The 22,529-nt window shown below is 61.2% G+C and carries 23 protein-coding genes; 5 read left to right on the top strand and 18 right to left on the bottom strand.

Annotation, left to right across the window (positions count from 1 at the left end; genetic code table 11):
* Positions 1 to 22 precede the first annotated feature (22 nt).
* Both HV822_RS16200 and rluC read right to left on the bottom strand, forming a co-directional pair.
* Positions 23 to 706, bottom strand: a complete 684-nt coding sequence (locus tag HV822_RS16200) for an HAD-IA family hydrolase (protein WP_238871273.1) — start codon at positions 704 to 706, stop codon at positions 23 to 25.
* The gene (gene rluC, locus HV822_RS16195) at positions 696 to 1,661 is read right to left on the bottom strand and encodes a 23S rRNA pseudouridine(955/2504/2580) synthase RluC (RefSeq protein ID WP_238871271.1); all 966 of its coding nucleotides are present in this window, start codon (positions 1,659 to 1,661) and stop codon (positions 696 to 698) included. Before rluC ends, HV822_RS16200 begins: the two co-directional genes overlap by 11 nt.
* A gap of 680 nt (positions 1,662 to 2,341) precedes the next feature.
* On the opposite strand from rluC, the gene rne reads away from it, so the two are divergent.
* Positions 2,342 to 5,653, top strand: a complete 3,312-nt coding sequence (gene rne, locus HV822_RS16190; protein WP_449555750.1) for a ribonuclease E — start codon at positions 2,342 to 2,344, stop codon at positions 5,651 to 5,653.
* Between the two features lie 101 nt (positions 5,654 to 5,754).
* On the opposite strand, the gene murB is transcribed toward rne, so the two are convergent.
* The 8 genes from murB to HV822_RS16150 all read right to left on the bottom strand — a co-directional run bounded on the left by murB (position 5,755) and on the right by HV822_RS16150 (position 12,645).
* Positions 5,755 to 6,777, bottom strand: a complete 1,023-nt coding sequence (gene murB / locus HV822_RS16185) for a UDP-N-acetylmuramate dehydrogenase (protein ID WP_238871267.1) — start codon at positions 6,775 to 6,777, stop codon at positions 5,755 to 5,757.
* Positions 6,777 to 7,238, bottom strand: coding sequence for a low molecular weight protein-tyrosine-phosphatase (locus HV822_RS16180; protein ID WP_238871265.1), 462 nt, complete (start codon positions 7,236 to 7,238; stop codon positions 6,777 to 6,779). Before HV822_RS16180 ends, murB begins: the two co-directional genes overlap by 1 nt.
* Positions 7,235 to 7,993 (bottom strand): 3-deoxy-manno-octulosonate cytidylyltransferase, encoded by a 759-nt coding sequence (kdsB, locus tag HV822_RS16175; protein ID WP_238871263.1) that lies wholly within the window; start codon positions 7,991 to 7,993, stop codon positions 7,235 to 7,237. The genes HV822_RS16180 and kdsB overlap by 4 nt, the downstream gene beginning before the upstream one ends.
* A 2-nt stretch (positions 7,994 to 7,995) precedes the next feature.
* The gene (locus HV822_RS16170; protein ID WP_238871262.1) at positions 7,996 to 8,181 is read right to left on the bottom strand and encodes a Trm112 family protein; all 186 of its coding nucleotides are present in this window, start codon (positions 8,179 to 8,181) and stop codon (positions 7,996 to 7,998) included.
* A 19-nt stretch (positions 8,182 to 8,200) separates the two neighbouring features.
* A complete protein-coding gene (gene lpxK, locus HV822_RS16165; RefSeq protein WP_238871260.1) occupies positions 8,201 to 9,214 on the bottom strand; it encodes a tetraacyldisaccharide 4'-kinase in 1,014 nt (337 codons plus the stop codon).
* The gene (locus HV822_RS16160) at positions 9,211 to 9,645 is read right to left on the bottom strand and encodes an ExbD/TolR family protein (RefSeq protein WP_238871258.1); all 435 of its coding nucleotides are present in this window, start codon (positions 9,643 to 9,645) and stop codon (positions 9,211 to 9,213) included. The genes lpxK and HV822_RS16160 overlap by 4 nt, the downstream gene beginning before the upstream one ends.
* 2 nt (positions 9,646 to 9,647) lie before the next feature.
* On the bottom strand, positions 9,648 to 10,319 hold the full coding sequence (locus tag HV822_RS16155; RefSeq protein ID WP_238871256.1) for a MotA/TolQ/ExbB proton channel family protein: 672 nt from the start codon (positions 10,317 to 10,319) through the stop codon (positions 9,648 to 9,650).
* A gap of 79 nt (positions 10,320 to 10,398) precedes the next feature.
* Positions 10,399 to 12,645, bottom strand: a complete 2,247-nt coding sequence (locus HV822_RS16150) for a DNA internalization-related competence protein ComEC/Rec2 (RefSeq protein ID WP_238871254.1) — start codon at positions 12,643 to 12,645, stop codon at positions 10,399 to 10,401.
* 110 nt (positions 12,646 to 12,755) lie between these two features.
* On the opposite strand from HV822_RS16150, the gene HV822_RS16145 reads away from it, so the two are divergent.
* Complete coding sequence (locus HV822_RS16145) at positions 12,756 to 13,286, top strand: DUF2062 domain-containing protein (protein ID WP_238871253.1); 531 nt, start codon at positions 12,756 to 12,758, stop codon at positions 13,284 to 13,286.
* Positions 13,287 to 13,294: 8 nt separating this feature from the next.
* Here the strand turns inward: HV822_RS16145 and lolD are convergent, their stop codons facing one another.
* Both lolD and HV822_RS16135 read right to left on the bottom strand, forming a co-directional pair.
* Positions 13,295 to 13,978: a lipoprotein-releasing ABC transporter ATP-binding protein LolD gene (lolD, locus tag HV822_RS16140; protein ID WP_238871252.1), complete on the bottom strand. Its 684-nt coding sequence runs from the start codon at positions 13,976 to 13,978 to the stop codon at positions 13,295 to 13,297.
* Positions 13,971 to 15,215 carry a lipoprotein-releasing ABC transporter permease subunit gene (locus HV822_RS16135; RefSeq protein WP_238871251.1) on the bottom strand — a complete coding sequence of 415 codons (1,245 nt, stop codon included), beginning with the start codon at positions 15,213 to 15,215 and terminating at the stop codon, positions 13,971 to 13,973. The genes lolD and HV822_RS16135 overlap by 8 nt, the downstream gene beginning before the upstream one ends.
* A 111-nt stretch (positions 15,216 to 15,326) precedes the next feature.
* Here HV822_RS16135 and HV822_RS16130 point away from each other — a divergent pair, with 111 nt between their 5' ends.
* The 3 genes from HV822_RS16130 to HV822_RS16120 are packed head-to-tail and all read left to right on the top strand — an operon-like array spanning position 15,327 to position 16,921.
* Complete coding sequence (locus tag HV822_RS16130; RefSeq protein WP_238871249.1) at positions 15,327 to 15,887, top strand: PilZ domain-containing protein; 561 nt, start codon at positions 15,327 to 15,329, stop codon at positions 15,885 to 15,887.
* A 12-nt stretch (positions 15,888 to 15,899) separates the two neighbouring features.
* Complete coding sequence (locus HV822_RS16125; RefSeq protein WP_238871247.1) at positions 15,900 to 16,187, top strand: phosphodiesterase; 288 nt, start codon at positions 15,900 to 15,902, stop codon at positions 16,185 to 16,187.
* Between the two features lie 5 nt (positions 16,188 to 16,192).
* Positions 16,193 to 16,921: a glycerophosphodiester phosphodiesterase gene (locus HV822_RS16120; RefSeq protein ID WP_238871246.1), complete on the top strand. Its 729-nt coding sequence runs from the start codon at positions 16,193 to 16,195 to the stop codon at positions 16,919 to 16,921.
* A 359-nt stretch (positions 16,922 to 17,280) separates the two neighbouring features.
* Here HV822_RS16120 and sthA read toward each other — a convergent pair whose 3' ends face one another.
* From sthA to HV822_RS16090, 6 genes are read right to left on the bottom strand one after another with little or no spacing between them, the layout of a single operon-like run.
* Complete coding sequence (sthA, locus tag HV822_RS16115; RefSeq protein ID WP_238871244.1) at positions 17,281 to 18,678, bottom strand: Si-specific NAD(P)(+) transhydrogenase; 1,398 nt, start codon at positions 18,676 to 18,678, stop codon at positions 17,281 to 17,283.
* A gap of 56 nt (positions 18,679 to 18,734) precedes the next feature.
* A complete protein-coding gene (gene nqrM / locus HV822_RS16110) occupies positions 18,735 to 18,974 on the bottom strand; it encodes a (Na+)-NQR maturation NqrM (RefSeq protein ID WP_238871242.1) in 240 nt (79 codons plus the stop codon).
* A 3-nt stretch (positions 18,975 to 18,977) separates the two neighbouring features.
* Entirely contained in the window at positions 18,978 to 20,000 is a 1,023-nt protein-coding gene (locus HV822_RS16105) for an FAD:protein FMN transferase (protein ID WP_238871240.1), read from the bottom strand.
* Positions 20,001 to 20,003: 3 nt separating this feature from the next.
* Positions 20,004 to 21,227, bottom strand: a complete 1,224-nt coding sequence (nqrF, locus tag HV822_RS16100; RefSeq protein WP_396264925.1) for an NADH:ubiquinone reductase (Na(+)-transporting) subunit F — start codon at positions 21,225 to 21,227, stop codon at positions 20,004 to 20,006.
* A gap of 15 nt (positions 21,228 to 21,242) precedes the next feature.
* Positions 21,243 to 21,851 carry an NADH:ubiquinone reductase (Na(+)-transporting) subunit E gene (gene nqrE / locus HV822_RS16095; protein ID WP_238873632.1) on the bottom strand — a complete coding sequence of 203 codons (609 nt, stop codon included), beginning with the start codon at positions 21,849 to 21,851 and terminating at the stop codon, positions 21,243 to 21,245.
* A 6-nt stretch (positions 21,852 to 21,857) separates the two neighbouring features.
* Positions 21,858 to 22,529 (bottom strand): NADH:ubiquinone reductase (Na(+)-transporting) subunit D, encoded by a 672-nt coding sequence (locus tag HV822_RS16090; protein ID WP_396264924.1) that lies wholly within the window; start codon positions 22,527 to 22,529, stop codon positions 21,858 to 21,860.

Below are 22,529 nucleotides of genomic sequence, written 5' to 3'. Positions count from 1 at the left end.
TCCGTCCAACGATCCTGATCCATCAAACTCTCTCCAACGCGATGCCACGAGAACCTGCCCGCCGCCCGGACAACCAGGGCGCAAGCTCGACAAACCTGTCCACACACACCGCTGGCGTCAGTTGCTCCAGTTGAGCACGCGACTGCGCACCATAGCTGACCGCCACCGCACGCATGCCTGCGTTGTGCGCCATCTGAACATCAAAACTGCTATCACCGACCATAACCGCCGCGCCGGCGCCTCGCCCCAGCTGCCGCAATATCTGATGCAGCATGGCCGGATCCGGCTTACTGACAGTCTCGTCAGCACAACGCGTGGCGTCAAAATAATCCAGCAGATCGTGCTGACCCAACACTCGATCTAGACCGCGACGCCCCTTGCCCGTGGCAACGGCAAGCAGATAACCCTGCTCGCGCCACTCATCCAGCGCCTGCCGAACACCAGCAAACAACGGCACCGCCTGCCGATCATCGCTCAAGTAGATATCGCGGTAAGCATCAACCACCGGCACGGCCAGATCAGGGCGTTGCGGAAACAGCACCGCAGCCGCCTCCGGCAGACCAAGGCCGATAATCCCCTTGACCGCCTCGTCACTGGGCACCGGCAACCCAACCGCCACGGCAGCGCTCTGCATGGTGCTGACGATGTGACCTATCGAGTCGGCCAGAGTGCCGTCCCAGTCAAAAATAAGCGTATCAATCGACATGGGCAGCCAACCTGCGCAGCGTCTCGTCCCACATGGGGCCCGGTTCAGCCTGTACTTCCAGCGCTTCGCCATCGGCCAGCGTCACCGCCAACGAGCGCGCATGCAGAAACAGCCGCTTACCGCCCAGCTCGCGCAGCTCCCGGGAAAATTCATCGTCACCGTATTTGGGGTCACCACCAATCGGATGACCAGCGTGCTTGGCGTGCACACGAATCTGATGGGTACGCCCGGTAATGGGCCGCGCCTCAACCAGCGTGGCGCGATCGCCAAAACGCTGCAGCACACTAAACACGGTCAGACTTTCCTTGCCGGCCGGATCAACCTCTACCATGCGCTCGCCCGACCGCAGGTTATTTTTCTGCAATGGCGCATGCACTTTCTTGGTGGAGCCCGGCCAGCGCCCTCGCACCAGCGCCCAGTAGCGCTTGTTGACGCCATCACCACGCAGCGCGGCGTGCAGATGACGCAGCACACTGCGCTTCTTGGCGATCATCAGACAGCCTGAGGTATCGCGATCAAGCCGGTGAACCAGCTCCAGCTGCGGACAATCGGGGCGCAACTGGCGCATCGCCTCGATCACCCCAAAATGCAGACCACTACCACCGTGCACTGCCAGCCCGGCCGGCTTGTTGACCACGATCAAGCCCTTATCCTCGAACAGAATATTCTGCTCAAGCGCATTCAAGATGCCCTGCCCCACCAGCACCGGCTCATCCGGCGCCGGCAGGCGAACCGGCGGAATGCGCAGTTGATCACCCGCCTGCAAGCGGTAATCGGGCTTGACTCGGCCCTTGTTCACCCGCACCTCGCCCTTGCGCAGAATGCGGTAAACGAGGGTTTTGGGCGCACCCTTGAGGCGCGTAATCAGGTAATTATCGATCCGCTGCCCCGCCTGGTCGGCGGAGATATGGTCGAATTGAACCTGAGCGGGAAGGTCTGGAGCGGTGTTTTTCATCGGCGCATCATACAATTTTTCATGCAATTGAAGCACTTAAAAAATGCTGCTATAGTCCGGCGAGCTGCCGATTCTGCAGCCGGGGAACTCAGACCAGACAACGGCCTGTCACCCCCAGAAACAACCGCACGGCGGCCTGACGCAGCAAGCAGAATTCAAAACGTCGACAGGCCCTGTGTTTGAACGACTGAGCGCCCACGGGCGACCAGAACATTAACCCGCTTCCGTTCAATGTACGGAGCGGCACCCGATTCAGATGGGTAAGTGTTTAGGTGGAGATGCACAGCCTCAGGATCATGTGACGAGCGTAGACACTTGCCAACCAGCGTGTCCCCGTCCCCAGTCCAGCTGATTCCTCCCCACGGATTCCCTGCAATAGCGCTCCGGCGCGCAGGCATTAAGGCCCTATCGGCATCCGCAGACCTTGCGTAGACGCCCCAGGCCCCACCCGGCAGCCAACCCGCTGCCACGCCCCGCCAGACCGCAAGGCAGGGAGTCCTGAAGCAGTTTCTCTGTACGCAGTAACAGAATGAACTGTCGCCACCTTGCTGGCGATGTGAACTCTGCGCCTCGGCCTGGCCGATGACAGAAACACACCTGACACCCAACTGAAGAGTCGCAGGTGCCGTGACCGTGTAGACCGGATAGCTCTGGAAACACAACGGTACTTCATGAAAAGAATGCTCATTAACGCAACTCAACCCGAAGAGTTGCGTGTCGCCCTGGTAGACGGTCAACGCCTCTACGATCTGGACATCGAGTCCGGCGCCCGCGAGCAGAAAAAGGCCAACATCTACAAAGGCCGTATCACCCGCGTCGAACCCAGCCTGGAAGCCGCCTTTGTCGACTTCGGCTCCGAACGCCACGGTTTTCTCCCCCTCAAGGAAATCTCCCGCGAATACTTCTCCAAGCAGGTTGAAGGCCGCGTCAACATCAAGGACGTTCTGAAAGAAGGCCAGGAAGTCATTGTCCAGGTCGACAAGGAAGAGCGCGGCAACAAGGGCGCAGCCCTGACCACCTTTATCAGCCTGGCCGGTCGCTATCTGGTGCTGATGCCAAACAACCCCCGTGCCGGCGGCATCTCCCGCCGCATCGAAGGCGAAGAGCGCAACGAACTGCGCGAAGCCCTGAACAGCCTGAACGTACCAGCTGACATGGGCATGATCGTGCGCACCGCCGGCCTTGGCCGCAGCGCAGAAGAACTGCAATGGGACCTCGACTACCTGCTGCAACTCTGGGAAGCCATCAAGGGCGCCTCGGAAGAGCGCAAGGCCCCGTTCCTGATCTATCAGGAAAGCAACGTCATCATCCGCGCCATCCGCGACTACCTGCGCCAGGACATCGGTGAAGTCCTGATCGACAGCGAAGAGGTCAAGGAAGAAGCCCTGAGCTTCATCAGCCAGGTCATGCCGCAGTACGCGAGCAAGGTGAAGCTGTACGAAGACAGCGTACCGCTGTTCAACCGCTTCCAGATCGAGAGCCAGATCGAGACCGCCTTCGAGCGCGAAGTGAAACTGCCGTCCGGCGGCTCCATCGTGATCGACCACACAGAAGCCCTGGTTTCCATCGACATCAACTCCGCCCGCGCAACCAAGGGTGGCGATATCGAAGAAACCGCGCTGCAGACCAACCTGGAAGCAGCCGAAGAGATCGCTCGCCAGCTGCGCCTGCGCGACATCGGCGGCCTGATTGTTATCGACTTTATCGACATGACGCCGGCCAAGAACCAGCGCGCCGTCGAAGAACGCGTACGTGAAAGCCTCGAAGCCGACCGCGCCCGCGTACAGGTTGGTCGCATCTCCCGCTTCGGCCTGCTGGAAATGTCCCGTCAGCGTCTGCGCCCATCCCTGGGTGAGACCAGCGGCATCGTCTGCCCGCGCTGTAATGGCCGCGGCACCATCCGCGACGTCGAGTCCCTGTCGCTGTCCGTGCTGCGTCTGATCGAAGAAGAAGCCCTGAAGGACCGCACCGCCGAAGTACGTGCCCACGTACCTGTACCGGTCGCCACCTTCCTGCTGAACGAAAAGCGCGATGCCCTGGCCAAGACCGAAGCGCGCACTCGCGTACGCGTGCTGGTACTGCCCAACCCGCACATGGACACCCCGCACTTTGACGTGCAGCGTCTGCGTGACGACCACGAATCGGTCCTGAACGGCGAGTCCAGCTACACCGCTACCGCTGCTGTCGAAGTGGAAGAGCCCGCTCCGGTTAGCCAGACCCGCGCCATCGTGCGCCAGGAAGCCGCCGTCAAGGCACTCTCCCCTGCCCGCCCGGCACCGACTCCGCCGGCACCGGTCGAAGCCGTGCAAGCCGCTCAACCGAACCTGTTCAAGGGGCTGATCAAGAGCCTGGTAGGCCTGTTCGCCAGCGAACAGCCGGCTGCAGAGCAAACAGAGAAGCCGGAACAGAGCGACAGCAACGAACGTAAGCGTGAGCGCAACCCGCGCAATGCCGACGAGCGCCGCAACAACCGCAACCGTCGCCAGCGCGGTGAGCGCGGTGAGCGCGGTGAGCGCAACGATCGTGGCAACCGCCAGGACGGCGAACGCAAGGCACAAGGCGCCAAGCCCGAACAGCGCGGCGAGAACGACGCCAGCGAAGCCCGCAAAAATGAGGGCGGCAACACCCGCCGCCGTCGCCGCCCGGCTGATGCCGAGCAACGCGCCAACCGCGACGACGACAGCCAGAACCGTCAGCCACGCGAGCAGCGCGAGCGTCGGGCCCCGCAACCGCGCGCCGAAGAAGCCGAGCAAACAGATGAGCTGAACAACCTGCAGGCTACTGCTGACGAGGCCCAGGACAACGCCACCGAGGCTAACGAAGGCGATCGTCCCAAGCGCCGTTCACGCAGCAGCCAGCGTCGTCGCAACAACCGTCGTCGTCCGCAGGCCGAAGGCGCTCAGCAGGAAGGTGAGAACAGCGAAGTCGGCACCACTGCCGTCGCCGCAGCCGTAGCCACCTCTGCCGAGCCCCCCAGCAGCGATGCTGCAGTAACCACTGCAGTCGACGCCGATGCCGAGACCGTCACCGACGTGCAAACGCCGGTTGAAGCGGGTCTGACCGAAGCTGCCAGTAAGCTGGAAGCCTCCATCGAAACCGCCGTTGAGGCCTTCACCCAGGCACAGCCGGTCGACAAGTCTGATAGCGAAGAGCAACCGCAGGCCGCTACCGAGGCAGCGACTGACACTGCGCAGAGCGAAGAGTCTGGCGAGCAAGCCGAGCAGGCAGAGGCACGCCCGTCCCGCCGTGAGCGTGGCGAGCGCAACCGCCGCCCCCGCCGCGAGCGCAACAGCAACCGCTCCGAGGAGAATGCAGAACCGTCCGAGCAGCCTGCCGAAGCGCCCGCCGCAGAACCTGCAGCCGAGGAGAGCACCGAGGCAAGCGTAGCCAGTGCACCGCAGGCTGAGCCGGCACCGGCTGAGCAACCGGCCGCTGAAGCCACTCCTGCAGCGGAGCCCGTCGCAGAACCCGTTGAGCCGGCAGTCGAGCAAGCCCCTGAGCAGCCGCAAGCGCCAGCTACTGCCACCCCTGAGCCCGAGCAAGCGGCGCCAGCCGCTGCGGAAGAAACAGCCATTCCGGCCCTGACCGAAAGCGGCCGTGCCTACAACGACCCACGCGAAATCCGCAAGCGTCAGCTTGAGGCCAAGCGTCAGGCCGAGGAAGCCGCCCAGGCAGCACAAAGCGAGGCAGCGCCGGCCGCCGAGCCTGTTGCAGTCGAAGCGAGCGTAGCTGCAGCCGAGCCGGAAGGCGTCACAGTGCCAGAGGCTGAGACCCAGGCGCAGGTTGCCCTGACCGCTCAGCCGCAACAGGCCGACCTGCTGACGGAACCGGCAGATGCAGAGCAGCCCGCGGTGGCGGCAGCAATAGCTGAGGCAGAAGCGGAAGCCAATGCCAAGGCTGACGCTAACGCCGATGCCGAGACGCAGACAGAAGGCGAAGACAGCGAGCAAGCCCGCAAGGACGCGCACGCAGTCGACAGCGAAAAGCCCTGACGGGTAGCAACTAAAAAGGGGATGCCAATTGGCATCCCCTTTTTTGTGCGCGCTATTTACAAAAAACGCCCGACGAGTTCGTCGGGCGTTTTCTTGCTCGTCTAAAGAGAACCTATGACCGGAGGTTCCTGCTCCAGCTCGACACCGTAGCGCGCCAGCACATCGGCACGAATACGCGCCGCGAGCTGCAGAATCTGCGCACCGCTTGCACCGCCGTGGTTAACCAGCACCAGCGCCTGCTCGCTATGCACGCCAGCTGCACTGTCGCGAAAACCCTTCCAGCCAGCCTGATCAATCAGCCAGGCTGCAGCCAACTTCACCGAGCCATCGGCTTGCGCAAATTGCGGCATGGCAGGAAAACGCTGCGCCAACCCTTGCGCCTGCTCGACTGCCACCACCGGGTTCTTGAAAAAGCTACCGGCATTAGGCAGCACGGCAGGGTCAGGTAACTTGCTTTGCCGAATCCCAGTTACCAAGGCAGCGACGACGCGCGCATCAGGCACTTGCAGCCCCGTCGCCTTCCAGGCCTCAGCCAGCGGCGCATAACCCACCGCCAGACGCGGCTGCCGCGCCAGGCTAAGACGAACCCGCAAGATCACGTAACGCCCCGCCTCTCGCTTGAAGCGACTGTCGCGGTAGGCAAACTTACAGTCTTCACGATTGAACCAGCACAACTCGCCAGTCTGCCGGTCCAGCGCCTGCAGGCTGTCAAAACAGTCGCACAGCTCGACGCCGTAGGCACCGATATTCTGCACGGGCGCCGCGCCCACGGTTCCGGGGATCAGCGCCAGGTTTTCCAGGCCACTCAACCCCAAATCCAGACTCCAGCACACCAATTGGTGCCAGTTTTCCCCTGCTTCTGCCTCAATCAGCACCTGTTCAGTACCGCGCGATAGCACCCGGCGCCCGCGGCTGGCCATGCGGATAACCAGCCCAGGCACCGGGCCAGCCAGGATCACATTGCTACCGCCGCCAAACAGGGTCACCGGCCAGCTCTCGCCTTCGGCGAGCGCCAGCGCCGCTTGCAGCTCCGCATCGGAACGCACCTGCACAAAGTGCGCAGCCGGAGCGGCGAGCGCCATGGTATTGAAGGGTTGGAGGTCCACTCCGTCGCGCAACAGCATCAGTGGCCATGCTCCGCGAGCAATGCATCAGAGGCGGCTTCAAGCATATCCAGCACCTGCTCAAAGCCCTGCTCACCACCGAAATACGGGTCAGGCACTTCCTGCGGCCAACCTTCGACACCTGTCATGAACAGACGAACCTGCGCTCGACAATTGGCGGGCGCGCGCTGCAGCAGGTTAGCCAGGTTGCTGCGATCCATCGCAAGTATCAGGTCAAACTCGTGAAAGTCACCGTCACGCACCGCGCGAGCCCGCTGTCCGCCGATGTCGTAGCCGCGCCGTCGGGCAGCAGCCTGCGCCCTGCGATCTGGCGGCTCGCCGGCGTGGTAACCACCCGTACCGGCCGAATCAACCTGATAACCCTGCTGCAAGCCGCGCTCGGCCAGACGCGCCTCAAACACACCTTGAGCACTGGGCGAGCGGCAAATGTTGCCCAGGCAGACGAAGAGCACGCGCTTCATGCTGACTCCAGCAATGCCCGCACCCGCGCCAGATCCTCTGCGGTATCTACGCCAGCCGGCAGTGTCTGACAGGCATCGGCGACATGAATCCGGGTGCCAAACCACAGCGCGCGCAGCTGCTCCAGCGACTCGGCCGTTTCCAGCGCACTGGCCGGCCAGCCAACATAGGCATGCAGAAAACTCACCTTGTAGGCATAAATGCCGACGTGTCGACGGAACGGAATATCCCCAGGCAACGGCGCCGGGCCATTGGCAAACTGATCCCGACACCAGGGCATCGGTGCACGACTGAAGTACAAGGCGTAGCCCTGATGATCAGTCACCACCTTGACCGCATTCGGGTTGAACAGGGTCTCACTATCGCCAATTGGCTCAGCCAGGGTTGCGATGCCTGCGTCGGTCGCTGCCAGCAGATTGGCCGCCACCTGGTCGATAACCGCCGGCGGTATCAGCGGCTCATCGCCCTGTACGTTAACCACGCAGGCACCGTCATCCAGGCCGAGCTGGCTCACCACTTCCTGCAGACGATCAGTGCCCGAGGGGTGATCGGCACGGGTCAGCACCACCTCGGCGCCAAAGCCCTTACACGCCTCGACAATGCGCTGATCGTCGGTGGCCACGGTGACCGTCGCCGCGCCACTTTTGCAAGCTTGCTCCCACACATGTTGCACCATTGGCTTGCCGGCAATCAGCTGCAACGGCTTGCCAGGCAAACGTGTGGACGCGTAACGAGCAGGGATAATGACGTGGAACATCGTTAGCCACCCAGCTTTTCGTCAGCGTTCAGCGGTCGCGCCTCGGACTCCAGCATCACTGGAATGCCGTCGCGCACGGGGAAGGCCAATCCGTCGGCGCGGCACCAAAGTTCCTGCTTGTCGTTACTCAGCACCAGCGGCCCCTTGCACAGGGGGCAGGCCAGCACATCCATCAATTTGGGGTCCATCAGTTACTCCTGGATTGGTTCACGCACCTTTTTGAGGCGCCGCAGGCAGCAGCGTCAACAAGGCTGCTGCGAAGTCTTCACTAAGCTGCGCGTCGACACTCAAATACCACCAGTTGTCGCGCGCCAGCCCGGCACATTTGACCGCATCTTTTTCGGTCATCAACACAGGGCGATTAACAGGTAATGCCGCCAGCATCTGCTCATCATAGCGGGCGTGATCGGCAAAGACGTAGGTTTCACACTCAAAGGCCAGTGCCTCGAGGGTAGAAAAGAAGCGTTCGGGATTGCCGATGCCGGCCATCGCGGACACCTGCCGCGGACCGGACCAGCGCGTAGCTGGCAGGCGCTCACCGCTGGCCAGGTTGACCAGGACGCCGGGCACCAGCTGCATGGCATAGCCCTTGGCACCATCGGCGCTGGCGCCATTGCGAACAATCAGATCAACCGACTGGAGCCGCTCGGCGGGCTCACGCAGCGGGCCTTCGGGCAGGCAGCGCCGGTTACCCAGGTCGCGCTGCTGATCCAGCAGCACCAGCTCGACGCTGCGGCCAAGGGCATAGTGCTGCAAGCCATCATCACTGATGATCAGATCTACCCCTTCGGCCAGCAAGCGCCGGGCCGCGGCAGGACGATCCGGGTCAATAACCAGAGGGACTTGGCAACGCTGCACTATCAGCAGTGGCTCATCACCAGCCACTGCGGCGCTATCGCCTGGCGTTACCAGCCAAGGCAAGGATGGGGGGCTGGCACCATAGCCACGACTGATCACGCCAACGCGCCACCCCTGGCGCTGCAGGAATTCGACCAGCCAGATCACCATGGGCGTCTTGCCAGTACCACCCAGTGTGATGTTGCCAACCACAATCAAGGGGACAGGTGGTTGCCACTGCGTGCGTTCGCCTGCCAGATACTGCTGTCGGCGACGCACCACCACCCGCCGATACAACCAGGATAACGGACGCAACAGCGTGAGCCAACGCGCCTTGCCGTACCAGGCGCGCAGCAAACGCTGCTCCAGGGACTGACCGCTCACTGCGTAGCGTCCGCCTCGGTTTCACTGGTGGTCAGGCGCAGGCGGCTGAAACCGAGCTGCCCGGCAGCATCCATAGCGGTGATCACGTATTGATGAGGTGTTTGCGCATCGGCGGTAATGACCAACGGCAACAGCGTGTCGCCGCCTGACTCTTTTTGCAGTGCTGCAGTGAGGGTTTGCAGGTCAGAACGCAGCAAGGTGCGCTCATTCAGTGCCATCTCGCCGCTGGCAGCGATAGTCAGCTCCAGCTGCTGCACACTGCGGTTTTCAACCCGTTCACCCGAGGCGGCTTGCGGCAGGTCCAGCTTGAGTTGGGTTTCACGGGTAAAGGTGGTCGACACCATGAAGAAGATCAGCAACAAAAACACCACATCGATCAGCGGCGTCAGGTTTACGCTGACCTCTTCAATCTTCTGCCGGCGAAAGTTCACGCTCAGGCTCCCCTAGCGCTGGCCACAGCGGCAACCTTGCGACCGCTGCCATTGCCGTTAAAGTCCACTTCACGATTACCCAGCACCACCTCTACCAGCTTGGTCGCTTCCTGCTCCATGGTCACCACCAGCTCATCCACCCGGCGCACAAAAAAGCGATGGAAAAAGACCGCCGGAATAGCGACCGTCAAGCCCGCAGCGGTGGTAATCAGCGCCTTGGAGATACCACCAGCCAGTACGCCGGTGTTACCGGTGCCCTGCACCATGATGGCACTGAACACATCGATCATGCCGATCACAGTGCCCAGCAGGCCCAGTAGCGGCGTAATGGCGGCGATGGTGCCCAGGGTATTTAGATAGCGCTCCAGCTCATGCACCACCTTGCCGGCGGCTTCCTGGATGCACTCTTTCATGATGTCGCGGCCGTGGCGCGAGTTGGCCAGGCCAGCAGCAAGGATTTCACCGAGCGGTGAATCAGCCCGCAGCGTCTTCAGCTTCGCTGCGTCCAGTTGGCCTTCCCTGACCCATTGCCAGACCTGACCGAGCAAACCTGCTGGTGCGACCCGCGCGGCGCGCAACACCCACAAACGCTCAAAGACGATAGCCACAGCAATGACTGACGACAGGATGATGGGCGCCATCAACCAACCGCCAGAACTGATCAATTCCCACACAAGCGATCCCTCCCCCAAAAATGGTTGCCTACTCTAGCACAGGCTGCTGCGCGGAAAACCGCCGCACTGCCCGTCATTATCATTGATGCCAGAAACGGCGTGCGGCCTCCCGCCAGCGCCATTCGGGGCGTACCTGCCCCGGCCGGCCCAGCATAAAACCGACCGCCCCCGACTGGCCAGTATAAATCGCATTGCTGCCCAATTCGCGGTAGCGCTGCACAACCTGCGGATGTGGATGACCATAGGGGCTGTGATACCCCGCACTGAACACCACCCAGTCAGGGTTTAGGCGCCGAATGAAAGCGTAACTCGACGAGCTTCGGCTACCGTGATGCGGTGCCAGCAACACCTCGGCCGGAGACAGCGCTGAAAGCAAGGCGTATTCCTCGATCTGGCGGATATCCCCTGGTAGAAGCACGGCCTGACCGCTCGCCGTTACCTGCAGCACGCAGGATTGGCCGTTGGCCGGCGCTGCAGGCAGGCGGGCACGTAACAGCTGAAACTCGACGCCATCCCACTGCCAACGCTCGCCGTGCTGACACGGCTCTGCCGACAAGCCCAACAGCCGCTCAGGCTCGCCGGCTATCAATCGCCCGGCAGGGAACATGCGCGACACGCTGAACGCGCCGCCGGCGTGATCATTATCGCCATGGCTGATCAGCAGCACGTCCAGCTTCTCGACGCCCAACGCCGATAAACTGGGCACAACCACAGCCTCGCCCAGATCAAAGCCGCTGGCCAGCCGCGCGCCAGCGTCATACAGCAGATCATGCTCTGCCGTTTGCAGCAGCACTGACAGCCCCTGCCCGACGTCCAGCACCACCACGCGCAATTGCCCTTGTGCCGGACGCGGTTGCTCGGCAAGCAACAACGGCAACAGGCAGAACAGCGCCAGCGGGCGCACAGTCGCAGCGCCCGGCAGCAATAGCATCAGGCTGCCGACCAGGGCCAGACACCAGCCCCACCAACCGGGAAAGGGCAGGTAAATCAGCGGACTCCAGCCGGCCGCCCAGCTAAGAAAGCCCATAAACAGGTTGAGCGACGAGGCCGCCAACAGGAGCAGCTGATCCAACCCGGTCACCAGCTGCAGCAGACTGCCCAGCAGCGCCAACGGCACCACTAGCAGACTGATCCAGGGAATCGCTACGAGGTTGATCAGCATGGAAGCACCGCTGGCCGGCATGCCCCAGAGCACCAACCAGGGCCAAAGTCCAATAAAGGCAACCCATTGCGCCCGCCCCCAGCGCCACCAAAGCCCCCGATTGTGCAGGCGCCCGCCCATCCCAAGAATCAACAGACCGACCGCAATAAAGGACAACCAGAAACCAGCGCGCAGCGGCGCTGCCGGGTTCGCCAGCACCACCATACACATTGCCAACAACCACAAGGTCACGGGGCCGATAGCACGCCGCCAGAGCTTGAGCAGCAAGGCAGCTGCGCACATCAACAAGGCGCGCTGTACCGGCACCGCCATCCCCGCCAACAGCGCGTAACTGGCGGCCGCGCATAGCGCCAGAGGCGCCGACAACCAAAGCTGAGGCCAGGGCCAATGCCAGGGTAACCAGCGCACCAACTGCTGCACCAGCAGGAAAAAGGCCAGTGCCAGCATACCCACGTGCAACCCTGAAATGACCAGCAGATGACTGGTGCCGGTCCGCTGCAACACGTCCCAATCAGCATCACTCAGCGCCTGGCGATCACCCACCAGCAGCGCCAGCAGGCGGCGATTGTCCGCCGACGCCAGGCTGGTGCCCAGATGTTGCTGCAAGCGATCGCGCCACTGGCCTAATGCCGGCGCAGCGGCAAGGCGATGACCACCACGCACACTGCCTACCGCGCCGATGTGCTGGGCATAGAGCCAGGCTTCATAGTCAAAGGTGCCTGGGTTACGCATGCCGCGAGGCGCTCGCAGGCGCACGCTCAGTTGCCAGCGCTCGCCGGCGCGAATGGCATCGCCGCCCCACCAGTGCAAGCGCATCAGTGGCAGGCGCTGGCCGTCAAGGCTGTGCACATCCTGCAGCATAAAGCGCCACCCCGTCTCGGTCTGCTCCGGCAGCGCCGTCACCGTGCCCTCCAGTTCGAGCACCTGGTTATCCAGCTGTTGCGGCAATTGCTCGCTCAACTGCCCCTGATGCCAGGCAAGTGACCAGATAAGGCCTAGCGCGCAGGCCAGCAACATGCGCCCAAGGGGCCTGCGCGATGCCGGCAATAACACCAGCAGGAGGACCAGCCAGCCCCACCAAGACACCGTCGGCAGGCTTGAAAACCCTAGCGGCAGCAGCAAACCAGCCAGCAAGGCAATCAGCAGCAAACGGTGCTCGCTCACGGAAACATCCTGTTTTCCTATTGGGGTCTGTTGACCCTCGCTCTCAGGCAGTAGTGCCGAGGTATCAATCCGGGCATAATTGGCGCACGCCCACCTAGCCGAATCCTGCGATGCCACGCCGTTTTCTCAAACGCATGATGCCCCATCCGGATCGGATCAAGAGCAGCAAGTCCCTGCAGTTTCTGGGTAACCTGCTGCACGATCCGAATCTGTGGCATCTCAACCGCCACAGCGTGTCCCGCGCCATGGCCGTCGGCCTGTTTGTCGCCTTCATGCCCATCCCGATGCAGATGGCGGTAGCAGCAGCAGTGGCCATCGTCGCGCGCTCCAACCTACCCATTTCGGTTAGCCTGGTTTGGCTGACCAACCCGGTCACCATGCCGCCCATCTTCTTCGCCCAATACAAGGTTGGCACCCTGCTGCTGGGTGCGCCGGAACGCGGCATGCCGATGGAGCTATCCGTCACCTGGCTGATGGCCGAGCTGCAGCATATCTGGCAGCCGCTACTGCTCGGCTCGCTGATCGTCGGAACGGTGGTTGCGGCGCTGGGCTATGTGCTGACGCTGTTGTATTGGCGCATCTGGGTGTCGCGCAACTGGCAGCGCCGCAAATTGCGACGCCGTCCCCAGTCGCCCGATTAATCAGCGCCTCAGGCCTGCTCGCGCAGCTGCCCCTGCTTGAGGGTGAAAGTACGATCCATGCGGGCCGCCAGGGCCAGATCGTGGGTGACCACCAGAAAGGCGGTCTGCAGGGTCTGGCTCAGCTCCAGCATCAATTGCTGAATGCTCTCGGCGGTCTGCTGATCCAGGTTACCGGTCGGCTCATCCAGCAGCACACAGGCCGGCTGACTGATCAGGGCACGGGCAATGGCCACACGCTGACGCTCACCACCCGATAGCTCAGCAGGCTTGTGCCCTATCCTCTCGCCCAACCCAACCCGCTCAAGCATGGCGGTTGCACGCTGGCGCCCCTCGGCAATCGGGGTTTTTCCGATCAACAGCGGCATGCAAACGTTCTCCAGCGCAGTGAACTCCGGCAGCAGGTGATGGAATTGGTAGACAAAGCCCAGCTGCTGATTGCGCAAGCGGCCCCGCTCGGCCTCCTTGAGCCTGGACATCTGCTGGCCGGCCAGCCGCACCTCACCTGACGTTGGCGTGTCCAGCCCGCCAAGCATGTTCAGCAAGGTGGTCTTGCCAGAGCCGGAGCTGCCGACGATGGCCACGCGCTCACCGCGCAGCAGGCGCAACTGCACCTGGTCCAGCACACGCAGGGTCTGCGGACCAACCGAGTATTCCTTGCTCAGGTCACGGCATTCGAGAACGACATCAGTCATAACGCAGGGCCTCCGCCGGCTCGGTACGCGATGCCCGCCAGGCGGGATACAGGGTTGCAAGGAAACTGAGGCTCAAGGCGGTAGTGCAGATAACCGCCACATCGCTCCAGATCAGTTCAGACGGCAGGTAGCTGATGAAATACACGTCCGAGCTGAGGAACTGTATACCCAGCACCCGCTCAAGCCAGGCGACCATATCGGACACATTGAGTGCCGCCAGCACGCCAAGGATACAGCCACTGACCGTGCCGACGATGCCGATCAGCGAGCCCTGAACCATAAAGATGCCCATAATCGAACCGGGAGTGGCACCCAGGGTGCGCAAGATCGCGATGTCGGCTTTCTTGTCCGTCACCACCATGACCAGGGTCGAGATAATGTTGAAGGCCGCCACCGCAACGATCAGCATCAACAGCAGGCCGATCATGGTTTTCTCCATCTTGATCGCCGCGAACAGATTGCCGTGGGTCCGCGTCCAATCCTGGGCGTAATAGTCGCCGGGCAGTTCGCGAACCAGCTCCCAAGCTACCTGGGGCGCCTCGAACAGGTTCTGCAACTGCAGGCGCACACCCTGAACCTGTCCCGGCTGCCAGCGACTCAGGCGCGCCGCATCGGCCACATGGATCATCGCCAGCGAACCATCCAGCTCAGCGCCCACCTTGAACACACCCGCCACGGTGAAGCGTTTCAGGCGCGGGAACACGCCAGCCGGCGTGACAGATGCCTCCGGCAGCACAAAGGTGAGCTTGTCACCGGGTGCCACATCAAAGCGCTTGGCAATCAGCTCGCCAATTACGATGCCAAACTCCCCTTCAGCCAGATTGTCGAGCGAACCGGACTGCATATGATTCTGCAGAATCGACACTCGCTTTTCGGCCTGCGGCTCAATCCCGTTGACCAGCACCGGCGCCACACTGCCGTTGTGCGTCAGCATGCCCTGGAGTTGAATGAAGGGCGCAGTGCCAACCACCTTGGGGTTAGCCTCCAACTGCTCTGCCAACGCGCGCCAGTCATCAATCGGCTGATAGCCGTTGATAGTCGCGTGGGGCACCATGCCAAGAATGCGCGTGCGCAGCTCACGATCAAAGCCGTTCATCACCGACAACACCAAAATCATGACCATAACGCCGAGGGTCAGGCCGAGCATGGAAATCAGCGAAATGAACGAGATGAAATGGTTACGCCGCTTGGCACGGGTATAACGCAGGCCGATAAAAAACGGTAAGGGTCTGAACATGAAAAGCAGGCTACCTTGAATCCGGCCCCAGCCGGTGAATTGTGCGCGACATGTTACACTGAACGGCAAAGGCTGGTCAGCGCTTGTCATCAGCGCCCAACGAGATTTGCCATGCACACAGACCATGAAGACAGCCGCAAGTTCTTCCGCATTCAGGATCAGATACATCTTGAATGCAAGCCCATTGCCGGACCAGAGGTCGATCTCGACTCCCACCAAAGCAGTCTTTTCAACCTATTCACCGACATGCACATGCTGGACTACGAGTCCCAGCACCTGCTGCGCCAGATCAGCGAGCGCGACCGCGCGGTAGCCCAGTATCTGAAGATCATCAATAAACGCATCGATCTGCTGAGTCGCGCGCTGGCCATGGAGCTCAGTGCAGACTTTGGTGCGCCGCAGCAGGTTGGCCTGAGCGAAGGCGGCATGGACTTCACCAGCCCTCAGCCCTACCCCGCAAATAGCTGGCTTGCCTTGCACATTGTGCTGCTGCCCTCGCCTCTTGGCCTGGCCCTGCCGGCCCGGGTCACCCGCTGCGAAGCGAGCGAGGCGGCAGGCAGCTTCAAAATTGCAGTGAACTTTGATGTGCTCAATGACGCCCAACGTCAACTGTTGGCGCGGCATATCCTGCAGAAGCAGGCGCAGGATATTCGCGCCGCCAAATCAACCTGAAAGGAACTCACCATGAAGACCCTACCTGCTTTGCTGTTTGGCGCCAGCCTGCTGCTGGCTGGTGCGGCTCAGGCCGACACCCTGCGCATTCCGGTCGGCGAGCAAGCCGGCTCGGCTCAAACCGCTCTGCCCCAACGCGGCGCCAGTTTCGATAGCGTCAGCGCGCGCTGGGGCGAGCCTAGCCGCCGCCATGCCGCTGTCGGTCAACCGCCGATTACCCGCTGGGACTACCCCGGTTTCAGCGTCTACTTCGAGTACAACAAGGTGATTGACGCCGTTCGCCAACACAAGGCCCCCTAAGCCCGATGACGCAGATTTACGGACACCGTGGTGCGCGGGCAGAAGCACCAGAAAACACCCTGCCCAGTTTCAAAAAAGCGCTGGAGGCAGGGGTTACCCGGGTGGAGCTAGACCTGCACCTGTCGGCAGACCAGCAGTTGATGGTCATTCACGACCCGACCCTCAAGCGCACCACTGGACTACGCGGCAAGGTGGCTCAGCACAGCGCCGCAGAACTTACCCGTATGGACGCACGGCTGGGACTGCCCGGCTGGGCCGAGCCCTGTCCCATTCCGACGTTAGAGCAGTTACTGCAGGCCTGCCCGGAGATTGAGCACTACCAGCTGGAAGTAAAAAGCGGCTCCGAGCGCCAGTCACGTATCGTGCTGCAGGCCATCATGGCCCTGGTTGAGCGGTACAACCTGCACGACAAGGTCGTAGTCACCTCAGCCAGCCGCACCCTGCTGCGCTACGCCAAACGCAGCGGTTTCACCCTGCCTACCGGCCTGGTCGAGGAGTATGGACTGCTCAACCCGTTGAAAAGCGCAAAACGCTACGGCTGCCGTTACCTGATTCTCAACTGGAAGCTGTGTAACCCGGAGCGGTTGCGCCAAGCCCAGGCGCAGGGTCTGCACGTATCCGTTTGGACAGTAAATGACGCCTTGCGCATGCAGCAGCTGATCGACATGGGCGTCGACAGCCTGATCACGGACTACCCGGCAAGAGCGATGGAAGTGAGCCAGGGGCGCGGCTAGGGTCTATTGTCGTTTCGTTCACCCGCCTGCCGGAGGCCATTTTTCGGCCAGGAAAGGCGGAGGGAGCGCAGTGTGGTCATTCCACATAAGCGACCGACAACGCAGCATGGCCGAAAAATGGCTCCGGCCCTGCGGGTGGGGCCGCCGAGGTTGCGCCTGTAAAGCCGCCACTCGGCGTCGCTCGTCGCTTACGTGGAATGACCACAAAAACGCCGGGAGCGTTTTTGCGCGCCAGCCCCGAAGGAGTGAAGCGCAGGGATGCGCTGAACACCCTACGCTTCTCGCTCCTTGATTGGCGGCTTTACAGGCTGCAACAGGAGGGTGAACGAAACGTCAACAGACCCTCACGCCCCGGCAGCTCAGAACAGACGGTTCAGACCGTCCAGTGCCGCGACACGGTAGGCCTCAGCCATGGTCGGGTAATTGAAGGTAGTGTTGACGAAGTAGTTAATGGTGTTGGCGCCATCTTTCTGGTTCATGATGGCCTGACCAATGTGCACGATCTCCGCCGCCTGGTCACCAAAGCAGTGAATGCCCAGCACCTCCAGGGTTTCGCGGTGGAACAGAATTTTCAGCAACCCCACCGGCTCACCGCTGATCTGCGCCCGGGCAATACTCTTGAAGAATGCCTGCCCGATCTCATAGGGCACGCAGGCCTCGGTAAGCTCGCGCTCTGTCTTGCCCAGCGAGCTGATCTCCGGAATGGTGTAGATACCGGTTGGTACATCATCAACAAAGCGCCAGGCGTCGTTGCTGACGATATTACCGGCCGCCGAACGCCCCTGGTCGAACGCGGCACTGGCCAGACTCGGCCAGCCAATCACATCGCCCACCGCATAGATGTTGGGCACGCTGGTGCGGTAGTTTTCGTCCACCTCCAACTGACCACGGCCATTGGGATGCAGGCCCACATTCTCCAGCCCCAGGCCATCGGTGTTGCCGGTCCGGCCGTTACACCACAGCAGCGCGTCGGCCTTCAGGCGCTTACCCGACTTGAGCTGCAGGATCACGCCACGGCCGTCCACGCCCTCGATCTTTTCGTATTCCTCGTTGTGCCGAATCAGCACGCTGCTGTTGCGCAGGTGATAGCTCAGCGCATCCGAGATCTCATCATCAAGGAAGTTGAGCAGGCGCTCACGCGTATCGATCAGGTCGACCTTCACCCCCAGCCCGCAGAAGATCGACGCATATTCACAACCGATCACCCCTGCACCGTAGATAATCAGCGTACGCGGGGTGTGATTGAGCTTGAGAATAGTGTCGCTATCGTAGATACGCGGATGGCCAAAATTCACGTCCGCCGGGCGGTAAGGCCGCGAGCCGGTCGCGATGATTATTTCCTTGGCAACCAACTTGTCGACTGCGCCAGAGCCGTCAACGATCTCCAGGGTGTGCTCGTCAGCGAAACTGCCCTTGCCAAAGAACACATCCACGCGGTTACGCGCGTAGTAACTGGTGCGCGAAGCCACCTGTTTGCTCATTACCTTCTCAGCGCTGCGCAGAACGTCAGGGAACGAGAACCAGCGCGGGTCGCCAATCTGGCGAAACATGGGGTTGGTGTTGAACTGGATGATCTGCTTGACCGAGTAACGCAACGCCTTGGAGGGAATGGTCCCCAGGTGAGTGCAGTTGCCGCCGACTTCCTTGCGCTCCTCCACCACGGCCACCTTGCGGCCGTGCTTGGCAGCATTCATCGCCGCCCCTTCACCCGCAGGACCAGAGCCCAGCACCACTACGTCGTAGTTATATACGGCCATTCAGTATTTCCTTGTTTCAACAGGCAATTCAGAGTGCCACGGGAGGTGGCACTGACCTAGTCGACCTTGGTCGCGTCGTGAGCCAGATCGTTACGCGGACGCTGTACAACACCCGCATTGGCACTCGCCTCTTCGCATTTGGTGGTGTCACCACCGCAAATGCCACACGCCTTATCGACGCCAACAGCGCCAATGCCGCCACAGGAGCCGGCAATGGGCTTGCGCCCCATCATCACACCCACAGCCATGCCAGCAAACAGCAACAGCATCAGGGCAAACGCCAGCAGCCAAACCATGTTTTACTCCTCGCCCTCTGTCAGGGCTGTAAAGCGGGGGGTGGCTCGAGATTCAAACAGCTCACCGGCCCGCACAACAAAAAACGCCGGGATCTGATGACTGACCGCATAATCCCAGCCAGCCTCTTCGCCCATAATCATCAACACCGTGGACAAGCCGTCCGCCCTCATTGCAGATGGGTCCAGCACGGTGACGGCGGCCAGGCGATGCATCACTGGCTGCCCGGTGCGAGCATCGAAGGTGTGGGAAAACCGCTGCCCGTCGAGCTCAAAATAATTGCGGTAATCCCCTGAAGTCGACACCGACTCGCCGCTCAGCGAGAGAATAATCTGCGCCACACGGTTATCGTCGCGCGGCTCTTCGATAGCAATCCGCCAGGGCCGGTCACCCGGCTTGCGGCCAACCGCCTTCAACTCACCGGTGATTTCCACCATATAATTTTGGATGCCATAGCTCTCCAGTCGTTCAGCCACCCGGTCAACCATATAACCGGCGCCGATACTGCTGAAATCCACTGTTAGCGCGACATCCTTGCAAAGTTGCCCAGCGTCGACCCGCAGGTGCTTCTGACCGACCTTGGCCATGGCCTGATCCAGCAGGGGCTGCTCGGGCACCGCTTGTTGCTGCGGATCGCCGTGAAACCCCCAAAGCTTGAGCAGTGGCGCCACGGTAACGTCAAAGGCTCCGCTGCTTTCGTCAGCCAGCTGATCCGCCTGCGCCATCAACGCCAGCACCGACGGCGGCATGTCCATGCAGGTGCCGGCAGGTGCCGCATTGAAATGCGCCAGCGCTGAATCAGAGCGCCAGGTAGACACCTCAGCGTCAAACTGCGCCAGCATGCGATCAACATCAGCCTGCAGGGTTTCGGTGTCCGGCGCATCCTCGACTGGCACCCATTTGATCGAATAGGTGCTGCCCATGGTGGCGCCGTACATCTCGGCAACCGGGTCTACAGAATTGAAACAGCCCGTTAGAGCTGCTGCCAGGGCAACAGCAATAACGGGCCGGATGACGCTCAGGCGCATGGACTAGCCGCCGAAGTCGTCGAGCAGGATGTTCTCGGGTTCAACACCAAGATCCTGCAGCATCTTGATCACGGATGCGTTCATCATCGGCGGTCCGCACATGTAGAACTCACAGTCTTCAGGCGCCGGATGGTCCTTCAGATAGTTCTCGAACAGTACGTTATGGATAAAGCCGGTGGGGCCTTCCCAGTTGTCTTCCGGCAGAGGATCAGACAGCGCCAGATGCCACTTGAAGTTGTCGTTCTCGGCCGCCAGCTGATCGTATTCCTCAACGTAGAAGGCTTCACGCAGCGAACGGGCGCCGTACCAGAAGCTCATCTTGCGCTTGGAGTTCAGACGCTTGAGCTGATCGAAGATGTGCGAACGCATCGGCGCCATACCGGCACCACCACCGATGAAGACCATTTCGGCGTCGGTATCCTTGGCGAAGAACTCACCAAACGGACCGTACACGGTCACCTTGTCGCCAGCCTTGAGCGAGAAAACCCAAGAGGACATCTTGCCCGGCGGCAGATCGTCACGACCCGGAGGCGGCGAAGCAACACGGATGTTGAACTTCACCAGGCCCTTCTCTTCCGGGTAGTTAGCCATGGAGTAGGCGCGGATAGTGGTTTCATCAACCTTGGAGACGTACTTCCACAGATTGAACTTGTCCCAGTCGCCACGGAATTCCGGCTGAATGTCGAAATCCTTGTAGTTGACGGTGTGCGGCGGGCATTCCAGCTGCACGTAACCGCCCGCGCGGAAGTCAACATTTTCGCCTTCCGGCAGCTTCAGGGTCAGTTCTTTGATGAAGGTGGCCACGTTCGGGTTTGACTCGACCGTGCATTCCCATTTCTTCACGCCGAAGACTTCTTCCGGCACTTCGATCTTCATGTCCTGCTTGACCGGAGTCTGGCAGGACAGGCGCCAGCCTTCCTTCGCCTCACGCTTGGTGAAGTGCGACTCCTCAGTCGGCAGCATTTCACCGCCACCGCTTTCAACGATGCACTTGCACTGGGCACAGGTACCGCCGCCGCCACAGGCGGAGGACAGGAAGATGCCGTTAGCAGACAGGGTGTTCAACAGCTTGGAGCCAGCCGCAACGGTAACGGTGCGCTCACCGTTGATCTCGATGCTCACGTCGCCGCTGCTGACCAGCTTGGACCGGGCAATCAGAATGATGGTAACCAGCGACAATACAATCGCGGTAAACATCCCGACGCCCAGATAGATTTCCATGTTCATCAGTTACAGCTCCTCTTACAGTTGCACGCCGGAGAAGGACATGAAGCCCAGCGACATCAGACCAACAGTAATGAAGGTGATGCCCAGACCGCGCAGACCATCCGGCACATCGCTGTACTTGAGTTTTTCACGGATACCCGCCAACGCAACGATGGCCAGCGCCCAGCCGATACCGGCACCCGCGCCGTAGACGACGCTCTCACCGAAAGCATAATCACGCTCAACCATGAACAGCGATGCACCCATGATGGCGCAGTTCACGGTGATCAGCGGCAGGAAGACACCCAGGGCGTTGTAGAGCGCAGGTACGAACTTGTCGAGCAGCATCTCGAGGATCTGCACGATCGCTGCGATCACACCGATATAGCTCAGCAGACCCAGGAAGCTCAGGTCCACGTTCGGCATGCCGGCCCAGGCCAGTGCGCCGTCCTTGAGCAGGTAGGTGTAGATCAGGTTGTTGGCCGGCACGGTGATGGTCAGTACCACAACCACCGCAATACCCAGACCCAGCGCGGTCTGTACCTTCTTGGAGATGGCGATAAAGGTACACATCCCCAGGAAGAAGGCCAACGCCATGTTTTCGACGAAAATCGCCCGTACCATCAGGCTGATGTAATGTTCAATCATGGCTTACATAGCCTCCTTCATGGCGCGCGTCTGGGGAGCCATCTTGAACTCTTCCGCTTCCACCTGATCGGTCTTCCAGGAGCGCAGGCCCCAGATGATCAGACCAATGATGAAGAACGCGGACGGCGGCAGCAGCAGCAGGCCGTTAGGCTGATACCAGCCACCGGCGTTGACCAGCGGCAGGATCTCGATACCGAACAGTTTGCCAGCGCCCAGCAGCTCACGCACAACAGCGACGCAGATCAGAATAAAGCTGTAACCCAGGCCGTTACCCACACCGTCCAGGAAGCTCATGTGCGGCGGGTTTTGCATGGCAAAGGCTTCGGCGCGGCCCATCACGATGCAGTTGGTAATGATCAAACCGACGAAGACCGACAGCTGCTTGCTGATGCTGTAAGCGTAAGCCTTGAGCACCTGGTCTACGACAATTACCAACGACGCAATGATTACCATCTGGACGATCATGCGGATCGAGCTGGGAATCTGGTTACGGACGATGGAAATAAAGAAGTTCGACAGCGCGGTTACCGAGGTCAGCGCGATACACATGACCAGGGTGACGCTCAGGCTGGTGGTTACCGCCAGCGCCGAACAGATGCCCAGAATCTGCAGGGCAATCGGGTTGTTGCTGAAAATAGGCTCGAACAGAACCTGCTTTGCAGTGGCTTTAGCCAT

Origin of the sequence: Halopseudomonas maritima (assembly GCF_021545785.1) — a bacterium.
Lineage (GTDB): Bacteria > Pseudomonadota > Gammaproteobacteria > Pseudomonadales > Pseudomonadaceae > Halopseudomonas > Halopseudomonas maritima.
The sequence above is the reverse complement of the archived record's forward strand: the minus strand, read 5'-3'. Positions and strand labels throughout refer to the sequence as shown.